Source organism: Pseudoalteromonas sp. MSK9-3 (assembly GCF_003590335.1).
In the GTDB taxonomy this organism is placed as follows: domain Bacteria; phylum Pseudomonadota; class Gammaproteobacteria; order Enterobacterales; family Alteromonadaceae; genus Pseudoalteromonas.
The window spans coordinates 89,441-102,097 of sequence record NZ_MIET01000034.1 but is presented as its reverse complement, the minus strand read 5'-3'; the positions used below and the strand labels follow the sequence as shown (position 1 = coordinate 102,097).

General features: G+C 41.5%; 8 protein-coding genes. 3 read left to right on the top strand and 5 right to left on the bottom strand.

From position 1 onward, the window contains the following. Positions 1-18 precede the first annotated feature (18 nt). Positions 19-1,248: an SO_0444 family Cu/Zn efflux transporter gene (locus BGP78_RS15805; RefSeq protein ID WP_119862281.1), complete on the bottom strand. Its 1,230-nt coding sequence runs from the start codon at positions 1,246-1,248 to the stop codon at positions 19-21. Continuing rightward, positions 1,235-1,645 carry a Zn(2+)-responsive transcriptional regulator gene (zntR, locus tag BGP78_RS15800; protein WP_119862280.1) on the bottom strand — a complete coding sequence of 137 codons (411 nt, stop codon included), beginning with the start codon at positions 1,643-1,645 and terminating at the stop codon, positions 1,235-1,237. Before zntR ends, BGP78_RS15805 begins: the two co-directional genes overlap by 14 nt. 72 nt (positions 1,646-1,717) lie before the next feature. Between zntR and BGP78_RS15795 the strand changes: the two genes are divergently transcribed. Both BGP78_RS15795 and BGP78_RS15790 read left to right on the top strand, forming a co-directional pair. Beyond that, a complete protein-coding gene (locus BGP78_RS15795) occupies positions 1,718-2,665 on the top strand; it encodes a D-2-hydroxyacid dehydrogenase (RefSeq protein ID WP_119862279.1) in 948 nt (315 codons plus the stop codon). A gap of 149 nt (positions 2,666-2,814) precedes the next feature. After that, positions 2,815-3,195 (top strand): DUF3192 domain-containing protein, encoded by a 381-nt coding sequence (locus tag BGP78_RS15790; RefSeq protein WP_119862278.1) that lies wholly within the window; start codon positions 2,815-2,817, stop codon positions 3,193-3,195. A gap of 34 nt (positions 3,196-3,229) precedes the next feature. Here the strand turns inward: BGP78_RS15790 and BGP78_RS15785 are convergent, their stop codons facing one another. From BGP78_RS15785 to BGP78_RS15775, 3 genes are all read right to left on the bottom strand, one after another. Further along, positions 3,230-4,132 (bottom strand): diguanylate cyclase domain-containing protein, encoded by a 903-nt coding sequence (locus BGP78_RS15785; protein WP_119862277.1) that lies wholly within the window; start codon positions 4,130-4,132, stop codon positions 3,230-3,232. After that, on the bottom strand, positions 4,133-7,843 hold the full coding sequence (locus BGP78_RS15780) for an ATP-binding protein (RefSeq protein ID WP_119862276.1): 3,711 nt from the start codon (positions 7,841-7,843) through the stop codon (positions 4,133-4,135). Positions 7,844-7,985: 142 nt separating this feature from the next. Then, entirely contained in the window at positions 7,986-9,392 is a 1,407-nt protein-coding gene (locus tag BGP78_RS15775) for a PhoH family protein (protein ID WP_119862275.1), read from the bottom strand. Between the two features lie 279 nt (positions 9,393-9,671). Here BGP78_RS15775 and rapA point away from each other — a divergent pair, with 279 nt between their 5' ends. Further along, positions 9,672-12,566 carry an RNA polymerase-associated protein RapA gene (gene rapA, locus BGP78_RS15770; protein ID WP_119862274.1) on the top strand — a complete coding sequence of 965 codons (2,895 nt, stop codon included), beginning with the start codon at positions 9,672-9,674 and terminating at the stop codon, positions 12,564-12,566. Positions 12,567-12,657 lie beyond the last annotated feature (91 nt).

Here is a 12,657-nt window from a genome sequence, read left to right as displayed (position 1 = left end):
CCACCATTGCAAGTAATACTACTGCATTGAAACATAATGACTTTTAGTCCATTTAATCAGGGACAGCCGTAACATTAATAAAGACAGTATTATTGCACAGCCAGTAGAAAACCAATGAGGTAATATTTCGTGCTGCATTATCATTGTCGAATTCACTTCAAATCCATAGTAATCAACTAAATAGTCTGTCAAAAAGCCAAATGCAATCGCAACCCCTATCACGCCTATTAAATACGCGAAAACGGCTCTTTTCCCTAACTCTTTACCCACCACACCCAATGTGGCAATATTCGTTGCCGGCCCTGCCAACATAAAGACCAATACCGCACCTGGTGACACACCCGCCATCAATAACCCTGCCGCAATAGGTGTTGAAGCTGTTGCACATATATACATTGGAATGCTTACTAAGATCACCACCAGCATGGCAATAATCCCATTACCCCACTGACTGAGAAACGAAGTCGGCACAAATGTTTGCACCAATGCAGCAAAAAAGAGCCCTATCATTAACCAAACCATGGTGTCTGATAATAATTTGTTTGAACTGAACTTAACGGCTTGCCACATCTTACTTAAAAGTGCATTTTGTTCAGGTTGGGAAGCTTGAGAGGCGCAACACGAACTAACTATTGCTGCATCATCGTTTTGTACTTTTTCCTGATGTTCAAGCTGTGTTTGAGTAACCATCTGTGTTTGAGCCGGTGTTGCAGAGTTACAACATGCCGTACTTTGCCTAGGTTGTGGCTTTGCAGAAGCGCAGCAGCTAGATGAGGTACTGCCCTCTTTTTCATCAAGGTTTTGTGTGCTGTCGCTAGAAAGCGTATTACATTCTCGGTCTGTGTTTATCGGCTTTTCACTGCCAACAAGTATCCCTGCAACAATCGCACTCGTGACGGCTGCAATAGGCCTAATAACCGCCATAAAAGGGCCCAACAAGACGTAAGATACCGAGACTGAGTCTACCCCAGTTTCTGGTGTTGAGACCAAAAAGGCAGTGGTTGCACTCTTTGATGCGCCTGCTCGTCTTAAGCCCACAGCGGCAGGAATAACACCGCAAGAGCATAACGGCATGGGAGCTCCAATCAGTGCGGCTTTAATGGTAGTCCATACCCCTTCTTTACCTAAATGACGCTGCAAAAAATTAGCGGGTATAAAAACATTTAGTATTCCCGCTAACAATAACCCCAGCATGAGCCAAGGTGCCGACAGTAAAAACAACGCCCAAAAGTTATTAATTAATATCATCTATTTCCTCTAAAGCCGTTAATATTGAACAATAGTCAGCACTTTCTTTACCGCCACAGCAGCGGTCAGCCAAAAACGTTAATGAACGTTCAAATCTCTGCAATTCATTAATTTTTTTTTGCACCAAATCTCGCTTTTGCAGCGTAATATACTTTACTTCTTCACAGCGGTGTTGATGCTTATCAATTTGAATATGCAACAGCTCCTGAATTTCTCGTAGACTAAAGCCAACGTCTTTCGCTCTCAGTATAAAGTGCATTTGCTGTAAGTGCATTTCGGTATAAACTCTATAACCAGACTCAGTACGTGAAGATGGCGCTAGTAATCCATGCGCTTCATAGTAACGCAACGTATCTGTACTCACATCTAGTGCCTTTGCTAACTGACCAATTTTCATATCTTCCTCCTGAGTATGATAGAGTATAAACCTTAGAGTAAACCCCAAGGTCAAGCATAGCAAAGGTCGTTTATGAAAATAGTTCTTCTCGACGCCAAAACGTTGGCAAACAACCCCCTCACTCCAATTGAATTATTGGGCGAGTTAACTTCTTACCCAATCACGGATGGCGCTCAGGTTGTCACTCGCTGTATAGACGCTGACATTATTATTACGAATAAAGTCGTTCTCAACGCAGAGACATTATCAGCACTACCTAAACTAAAACTCATTTGCGTGGCTGCAACTGGCACAAACAATATCGATCTCGTTGCTGCTAAAGCACACGGTGTTGCCGTGTGTAATGTGGCTGGGTATTCCACACCAGCCGTTGTGCAACACACCTTTACCTTACTCGGTAATTTAATGGGTAATATGCACCGCTATCTTAATGACAGCAGCAATGGTTTATGGCAAAAAAGCGATATGTTTTGTAGATTAGATCATTCAATCAATGAAATTGCACATAAAAACTTTGTCATAATTGGCTATGGTACGCTGGGTCAAGCCGTTGCAACTGTTGCACGCGCGTTTGGCGCTAACGTCATTATCGCTGAACGCCCAAATGAAACATCCGTAAGAGCTGGACGCGTTGCATTTTTAGACGCTGTGCAATCGGCTGATATTATTTCAATACATTGCCCACTCAATGAGCAAACTAAAGATTTATTTAATGCTCACGTATTTAAACAACTGAAGCCTTCTGCCGTATTGCTCAATACTGCCCGCGGCGGTATCGTTAACGAACAAGCGCTGGTAGATGCCCTAAAACAAAAGGTTATAGCTGCTGCCGGATTTGATGTACTCACGGTAGAACCGGCACAAAATACCAATCCTTTATTAAATTACACGGGAGATAACTTACTCCTTACTCCACACAATGCATGGGCGGCCCAAGAGTCAATTAACAGGTTGATAAAGTGTATCGCTGAGAATATTACCGCTTTTCACCGTGGTGATAATATCAACCGCATTGTATAAAAAGCTAAGTGTTAGCTAAAAATACTAATAAGTTGTCTATTATAAAAAACCATAAATTAGATTAAACTCAAAATACTGATTTTATTGAAAAAAATTATTGGCAGTTTATTTGCACCTGTTTAAGTAAAATGACTCTCTAGGAAGAAACAATGAAAAAACTACTTATCGCCGCATTACTAGCAACGCCATTCTTATCTGGCTGTATCGTCGCGGTATCTGATGGTGAGGCTGACTATGGCTGGAAATCAAAGCACAATGGCAAAAATTGGCAAGCGCATCAAAAATCTAATAGAGATAAAATTGCCAACTTGGTAAGTGGTGCTGACTATAGCACTGTAATTCAACAGTTCGACACGCCAGATTTTTCAGAGCTAGTAAGTAAAGGTGACACTGTATTTCAAGTGCTATATTTCTCAACAAACAGCAAACATTCAGACGGTAAAGTGACCAAAGATGAGTGTACTCCATTAGTATTCAAAGATGGTAAATTAATTGGATTTGGTCAAAGCGCAATCACTGAATATCTCTAACACCCGTTTATTGGTAGTGCTAAACAAATAGCTGTTATTTGTTTATCACTACTACTCGCTCTTGGTGCTGGTGCGCTTGATGTAGCGCACTATCGGCTAACTTAAACACTTGCAGTTCATTGCCACCAAAGTCTGTCGCAATATGCACTATACCTATACTAATACTTAAATGTGCACAAATTGGTGACGTGCCATGTGCGATCATTAAACAATCAATTGCATCATGCATATGAGATGCGGCTTCTAACGCACTTTCGCTACTATGACCTGTTAATATAACGGCAAAGCGAACGCCATCATAACGCGCAACAAACCCCTGATGAGCTTGAATAGCATAATCCAAAGCATGGGCAACTTTAACTAAGCACTCATCCCCAGCTGCATACCCATAGTGCTCATTGAATTCTTTAAAATAGTCTATATCAATTAGCAATAAACTAAGAGGCCTACTATGTTCAGCACACAGCAGATACTGTTGAGACAAGGTGTCATCAAGCAAACGCCTGTTAGGGATCTCTGTTAACCCATCAATTGATGCTAACTTCTCCAACAAATCGTTTTTCTGTTTAATTGCTAAATGATTTTTTACTCTGGCTTTTACAATTAATGGGCTAAAAGGCTTCGTAATATAGTCCATCGCCCCCATTTGTAGCCCTTTCGCTTCATCATTATAGCTATTACTTGCGGAAATAATGATGACAGGGATTGCATATGTGTTCTGGTTAGCTTTCAGACGCTCAAGTAAATCGTATCCAGACATGCCCGGCATGCGAATGTCTGAAATAATCAAATCAACCTTATTATCAGCTAAAAATGTTAAAGCTTGCTCAGCACTTTCGCATTGCGATATTTGATACTCTTCCGATAATGTATTGTCTAATACCACCCGATTTAGTGGATCATCATCAACAATTAGAATTCGAGCAGTCTTTTGCATTTAATCCCCTTGGCATTCAATCGCCAGATATGACTCGGTTTGTTTCAGCTTTTGCTTAAGATTGGTAACGAGTGCCTGTTCTTTAATTCCATCTGTTTGTTTTATATGCAGCTCTAGCAACTTTGCAGCCTCAGCAAGCCTATTGAAACCCAAACCAGCAGCGGCCCCTTTAATACTGTGGGCTAACAACGCCACGTCAGTGGCTGGCTGTGGCTCTTCCAATTGTTGCATATATCCTATGCATAGCTTAGCAAACTTTTGCAACATTGTGAGCAAAAACGCTTCTTTGCCCATAACCTGTTTTAGCGCGAATGTACGATCAAAAAAACTAACTGGCGACTTTGTATATTGTGCCAGCACCTGTGTGAGTAACTCTCTCGACACCGGTTTTATCAAATAATTATCCATACCATGTGCCAAAGCTTGATCAATTTCTTGAGCTTGCTCATTTGCTGTAAGCGCGACAATTGACACTGGTAATTCGGGAGTTTCTCGGCGTAATAGTCGTGTTGCTGTATAGCCATCTAGCTCAGGCATATGTACATCCATTAATATCACATCAGGTTGTAATTGCCTTACAAGCAAAACAACATCTTTTGCTGAGTTACACTTTACAACACTGGCTGATTGCTGCTGGAGTAGGTTCGCTGTGATATCTAAATTCAATTCATTATCATCTATCACCAAGCACAGCATACCTTCAATAGTAGCTAGTTTATCATTGGCTTTTTCTGGGTTCTGTTGCTGAGCTTCAATATCATTGCGTATGCGTTGTATATAGCCATCTTGCAACACTCCAACCACTGTTTCATTGTGTTCAATAAACGAATGTGAGCTATCAGGCATATAAATCCGTTGCACTAAACTCATTACCTCTTCACTCATGAGCATATCCATTATTGGCGGCTCAGGTGTGACTTCACATAGTAAGTAGTCAAAATCATGCTCTTTTAATCTCGTAATCACATGTGCGATATCTGGTTCACGCTCCATATGAACATCATTAAGTACAATTGGAGGTCTTGAACCGCCAAACCATAGAACTCTGACGTGACCTAAATTAGACTCAGCCTTAGATAAGGGTAGAGAGAAATAGAATTGACTCCCTTGTCCATATTGACTGTGAAGTTTTATTTCACCTCCGAGTAAGGCAACTTCTTGTTTTACGATTGCAAGCCCCAGTCCAATACCTTCATGTTTGCGTGATAATGAATCATCACCTTGCGTGAAAGCATCAAACAACCGCTCTTGGTTCTGCGCTTTTATCCCTACTCCCGTATCACTGACGCTAAAACACAAGTGCTCTTCTTCCTGTTCTTTTACTGGCGTGACAGATAAAGTGATCTGGCCACTTTCTGAGTACTTAACTGCATTATTGAGTAGATTAATTAAAACCAATTTAAGTTTATTCATATCACCAAGACGCTTAGGTGACACAGAGCTATCTATTTGGTTCACTAAAACCAAGCTTTTTTGATCACACAAAGGCTTAATTAACCGAGAGCAATCATCAAATAAGTCGATTAGATTAAAATCCTTCATAACCAAACTATCTTGATTACTCTCTACTTTTGCAAACTCCAAAATACTATTTAGCATATTTAATAGCTGCTGGGCCGCATACGTAACTTGGCTCATGTATGCCATTTGCGAATCACTAAGCCCTTGCTTTTTAATAATATCGATTAACCCAAGTACAACATTGATCGGTGTGCGGATCTCATGGCTCATATTCGCAATAAAACGACTTTTCGCCAACGTCGCGCGCTCTGCATCTAACTTGGCACGCGTTAACTGTGTAATATTCTGAAGATGAATAACAAAATACTTTGGCTGTCGTTGTTTGTCCCACACTAGCGAAACACTTAATTGCAACCAACTATAATGCCCCGGCTGGGCTAATGTAAGCTCGGCCATTTTTTGCTCATGCTTCAATAAACAGTCAAACGTTTCCACTAGTGATTGGTAACTTTCTTCAGAGAATAACGCTGATAACTGGCTACCCGCTGCTGTCGTATGTGCTGCTAGATAGCGCTTAGCAGCCTTATTTAATACTAAAACACGCCTGTCAATCGATGCCAAAATAACACCATTTGGCGCATACTCCATGGCCGCTTTAAAGTTTTCTTCTGAAGTTTGTAAAGACTTCATAGTTTGCTGCTGCTCAGTGACATCGCGCGCGACACCAAAGCTGCCGATCAGTCGGTGCTGCTCATTATAAAAAGGTGCCAATGTCAGCATGTAACTTTTTTCATCCATGACCAATGTCTGAGTGAGTGATCGTTGCTGCAAACGCATATACTGCTCAAGGGCTGTTAACTCTGAAAATTTATCGGTTATTTCGTGTAACTCTCGGCCGACGATTTCCTCTCTTTTTACATGTAAGAACGCTTCAAAAGCAGCATTACAGCCAATGAATGACCCATCTATATTTTTAAAGTAAATTAAATCAGGAATATTATCTAACATGGTATTGAGGAGTGATGCCTGACGCTCTTTTACATCTAAAGAACGCGCAAGCGCCTTTTTTTGCTCTTGTACTTGCTCATCTAATACCAGATTATGCTGCTTAAGCTGCTCTAATAGCGCTTGTTTTTGCATCACCACACGCTTTATTTGAGCAAACCATGGTTGCCAATCAATTGGGATCACATAATCAAATGTCGTCTTCGGTGTATGCTCTTGTAAGGTCAGATACCTAACAAAATGACTAACCGGTCGAATAAATATTCGTCCACTTAGCCATGTAACGGCTAAAAATGTGGCGATTATAAAACCTGTCAAAAATAACAGCTCTAAGACTATCTCATACAGAATAGGGTTTCTAAAAGCCCGTTCACTTTGCTTGAACGCCAAATCAATTGGCCTTGCCTCTTTTTGACTGAATAAATGCACACCACCAACCCAAGGTGCCAACAATGTCATTTCATTCAGTGGCTCAAGATTAAATTCTTTTTCAGATAACAGGTTTATATGTGATTTATTGATTAGTGTCGCTTCAGAGTCTGTTAGAGTTACCTTATTAAGCCAAGCCTCTACCTTTTCTGCATTGTAAATTAATACCACATGTTCATTAGAGGTACTTGAACGCCGCTGCCCAATACTGAAGTACGTCTGACCATTCACCTCAATTTTACTGCTGCTGTTATATGCTTTTTTTGTAAAATCTGGACTTAATTTACCATCCAGTATTGCCGTTAATAAACGACTATCGTTACTTTCACGGCGTTTCACAAACGCAAAGCCATTGTCTTTGATATAAGCCACAGCATCGACAGAACGGATCAAAGCCAATGCTGTATTAAAAGCGGGGCCTAACGCCATAACCTGCTGCCATTGCCGTGCAGCTTGCGTACTTTGTAAAAATAGCCCCTGCCCTATAATTTCGCCTGCACCATGGGGTAATTTGCGGTAATAATAGTTAGCATGCTGATCTAAAGTCGCCATAATAAACGGGTCAAAGTGATAGGTTAAAGGCTGCTCTAAGCTAACAAAAACGCTTTGAAATACACTATCAGCGGCAAACATAGCACGGTCTAACTGTCCACTCAGTCGTTGAAAATGCGCGACGCGATCGTCATAGCTTCTTTCTAATTTAATGTGGTAAAGGTGAAGACATAAAATCCCAGCAAGCAACATAGCAACACTTAAGGTTACTGCTATCGCACGCCGATACTTTTTGAGTGGCACAAATTCTTGTTCAAAGTCCATAAAGGATGACTGGTTCGTTCCTTATGGCAAACACCATAACCAGCAAAACACCGATAAGCAAGAGATTCGTCAATCTCTGGAGATATAAACAAAAGGTGATAGAAAGCCACCAACCACAGTGACTTTCTAAAAGATACTAATACTACAAATTTTCTTCCGCAAACGAGGCTAAACGACTACGTACTACCCCATTGAGGTTAATGGTTGCGCTGCCTTCGAAGTGTTTAAAACGTTCAACAATATACGTCAAACCAGAAGTTAAAGGGGTTAAGTAATTACTGTCAATTTGCGCTAAATTCCCCGTACAAATGAGCTTAGTGCCCTCTCCGCAACGAGTAATAATGGTCTTTAACTGTGATGCCGTTAAGTTTTGGCTTTCATCTAAAATAACCACGGCATTTTGAATACTCCGCCCTCGCATGAAGTTAACTGATTTAAACTGAATATTGGCCTTTTCCATAATGTAGTTTCGACTAGAAATAGGGCTTTCATCATTTTTGTGCAGGACTTCGAGTGTATCAGTAATAGCAGCTAGCCACGGTGCCATTTTCTCTTCTTCAGTACCGGGTAAAAACCCAATGCTTTCAGCAATTTCAGGGGTGTTGCGCGTGACGATTACTTTATCGTAAATGCCCTTTTCAATGATCATTTCAAGTGCGCTCGCAAGAGCCAATAGCGTTTTACCACACCCAGCAGGCCCCGTTAATATTACCAGCTCAATATTCGGATCAAGCAATGCATCCATCGCCATACCTTGATACACATTTTTCGGCTGTACACCCCATGCATTCTGATGCATCAGTCGCTCAACCCCTAAATCTTTCAAAGTGATATTCGCATCATCATAGCCAGTAATGCGGGCTGCAAAATGCTCACTGTCATCCACTAAATACTCATTACAGAACACATCAGGCAACAAGCTTTTTGGAACATGATGCAATGTATAGCGGCCTTGCTGCTCCGACGTACAATCACCCACACTTTGCCAAAAATCCCCACTAAACTTCTTATAGCCTAGGCTCAATAACTTAATATCATCAATAAGCTGATCGGTACGGTAGTCTTCTACAAACTGTAACCCCGCACCTTTGGCTTTCAACCGCATATTAATGTCTTTGGTAACCAGCACCACCTTAGTTTGTGTGTGTTGCTTTTGCAGTCTTACGGCACAATTAATAATAATATGATCATTCTCGTTTCCAGGAAGGCCTGAAATACTGTCTGGAAATAAGTGGTCGTTCACAATGATCAGTTTACCGCGTGACAATGGGCCTGATTCATTGCTCGATTGCACACTGGGTAAACGCACACCGTCAAGCATTTCTTCAGGAGACGCGTCTTTTAATACCCCATCTAAGCTGCGAATCGCAATTCTTGCATCGCGACTAACATCGCGCTTTCGGTCTTTAATATGATCTAACTCTTCAAGTACTGTCATCGGAATGACAACATCGTGCTCTTGAAATGAAAGATAAGCGAGGGGTTCGTGAAGTAGTACGTTGGTGTCAAGTACGTACATTTTTTTGTCGAGTTCTTGATCTTTTCCCATAGCGTATTCCTGTCGTTTGCAAATATTTATGCCATAGCCGATACTCTGATTCATCATCAAACATACAGGCTATAGTCCAAGTTTAGTCTATTTGTCATAAAAGTCCGTTTTATGACAGCAGCGAAGCAAATAAATGTTCCGAATACAAATAAATCTCAATAATTTACAAGAACCACAGTAAGAATCGAGATAGGCACATTCGCTTAAAATAAACAAGATTGAACAAGCTTAAATGAACGGGTAACATAGCCGCCTTTTTTCGGGTTAAACGAGACGAACATGAATTTTTCCTTAGGTCAGCGCTGGATCAGTGATACTGAATCAGATTTAGGATTGGGCACCATCGTGGCATTAGAAGGCCGCCAAGTGACTATATTATTTCCCGCCAGTGGAGAAAACCGCGTTTACTCAATGCAAGAAGCCCCTGTGACGCGCGTTGTGTTCAATCCAGGTGATGTCATCCGCAGTGCTGATGAGTGGGAGCTACAGGTCGAAACCGTTGAACCTGTCGGTGATTTATTGTGTTATCACGGCATTCGTCTCGACACCGAAGAAAAAACCACATTAAAAGAAACGTTTCTTGATCATTTTATCAAATTTAATAAACCACAAGACAGGCTATTTGCCGGTCAAGTAGATAGATTCGACCGCTACACGCTGCGCTATCAAACATGGCAACATCAATTTGCCCGTCAGCAGTCTCATTTGAAAGGCGTTGTCGGACAAAGAGCAAGCCTGATCCCACACCAGTTATATATTGCCGATGAAGTCGGTAAACGTTTTGCACCTCGGGTGTTACTCTCTGATGAAGTAGGTCTGGGTAAAACTATCGAAGCAGGCATGATTTTACATCAACAGATCTTAACCGGTCGTGCTAACCGCGTATTAATTGTGGTACCAGAAAACTTACAACACCAATGGCTCGTAGAAATGTTACGTCGCTTTAATCTGCGCTTCTCTATTTTTGATGAAGAACGCTGTGATGAAGCCTTTGCAGATTCTCCCAACGTATTTGAAACCGAGCAACTTATTTTAGTCAGTCTTGAGTTTATCGCGAAGAAGCGTCGCTGGTTTGAACAAGCAACCTTGGCAGATTGGGATTTGCTGGTGATTGACGAAGCGCACCATTTAACAATAGAAAACAATAAGCCAAGCACTGAATACTCACGTATGGCAGAATTAGCACAAGATATTCCTGGGTTAATTCTTCTGACGGCAACCCCTGATCAGCTAGGCCACCGTAGTCATTTTGCACGATTACAACTACTCGACCCTGATAGATTTTACGACTACGACGCATTTGTGAGTGAAGAAAGCAAATATAAAGACGTTGCAGAAGCGGCAAACCAGCTATTACAAGAAAGTGCATTAGACGAGCAAGCAAAAGCAACGCTCATTGATTTATTACAAGAAACTGATATCAGCACCCTACTTACCAACGCACAAGCTGGCGACGAGCAAGCCAAACAAGAAATACTATCTATGCTATTAGATAGACATGGCACTGGCCGAATTTTGTTCCGTAACAGCCGTAGTGGCATTGACGGATACCCAGGCAGAAAACTGCACAGCTACCCTGTTGAAATTCCAAAACAGTACAAAACAGCCATGTCTGTGCTAGGTAATATGGGCGGGATCCAAAGTGCTGAAAAGTCCGCTTTAAGAGCTTTATTCCCAGAAAAGATTTTCCAAGAATTTGAAGGCGAAGGCAGCGGCTGGACCGCATTTGACCCGCGTGTTGACTGGTTAATTGAAACGTTAAAATCATTAAAACATGAAAAAGTGTTGCTGATCTGTGCAGAAGCACAAACTGCAATTAGCCTAGAGCAGACGCTACGCGAACGTGAAGCCATTAAAGCAGCAGTATTCCATGAAGGCATGTCTATCGTTGAGCGTGACCGTGCTGCAGCTTTTTTCGCTGACGAGTACGACTCGGCACAAATTTTACTGTGTTCTGAAATCGGTTCAGAAGGCCGCAATTTCCAGTTTTCACATCATTTGGTGTTATTTGATTTACCATTGAACCCTGATTTACTCGAACAACGGATCGGACGCTTAGACCGAATTGGACAAAAGTATGATGTAAATATTCACGTACCCTACTTTGAAAGCACGGCTCAAGAAGTGCTACTGCGTTGGTACAATGAAGGCCTAGATGCATTTGAAACCACCAGCACAACAGGACAAATGCTATACAAAGAGTTTAGTGAAGATTTACTTGAGTTTATTGGCGCACATAACTGTGATGAAGATGAGCTTGACCCATTAATAGAGCAAGCAGCTAAACAAAATAAAGTCTTGCGTGCACAAATGGAACAAGGCCGTGACCGTTTACTAGAGCTGCATTCAAGTGGGCAAGGCCGTGCTGAATCTTTGGTAGCTGAAATTGAAAAACTTGATAATGGCGTGATCTTACCAGGTTACATGATCAATGTTTTCGATACCTTTGGGGTTAACCAAGAAGATAAAGGCGAGAACACCATTATTCTCAAGCCAACAGAACATATGCTCAACCCTTCTTTTCCATGTTTAAAAGAAGATGGCATCACAGTGACATTTGACCGAGATACGTCTTTATCACAAGAAGATGCACACTTTATCAGTTGGGACCACCCTATGGTGCAAGGTGCCATGGATATGATCTGTGATGATGATTTTGGCTGTGCATCGGTTGCCTTATTGAAAAATAAAAAGTTACCAGCGGGTACCTTTTTCGTTGAACTGATCTACATTGCAGAAGCATCTGCACCTAAAGCACTCCAAGTTGGTCGCTTTTTACCGCCAACCCCGGTGCGGGTCTTACTGGATAAAGCAGGTAATAACCTAGCTGATAATGTTGCTTTTGATGCATTCAATAGCCAGCTCTCTGCTGTTGGCCGTCAGACGGCAAGTAAACTCGCCAATGCATTACAAAGCGCAATTCATCCGCTCATTACCCAAGCGACAGAATTAGCGAATGCACAACTAAGTACACTGACTGAAAATGCAATGGTGAAAATGCAATCAACAATGGGTGAAGAGCAAGCTCGCTTAGAAGCATTGAAAGCAATTAATCCAAATATTCGTGATGAAGAAATTCAAGTGTTTACCAAACAAAAATCAGAGCTCAGCACTTATATAGAAAAAGCACAATTAAAGCTGGACGCGATTCGCCTCATCGTTGTGTCTCACTAAACAAAGCTTTAACATCACGCTAAGAACGCATTAAAAAAGCCCTGTCACTCAATCAAATGACAGGGCTTTTTTGAAGTGATCCATATCGGAC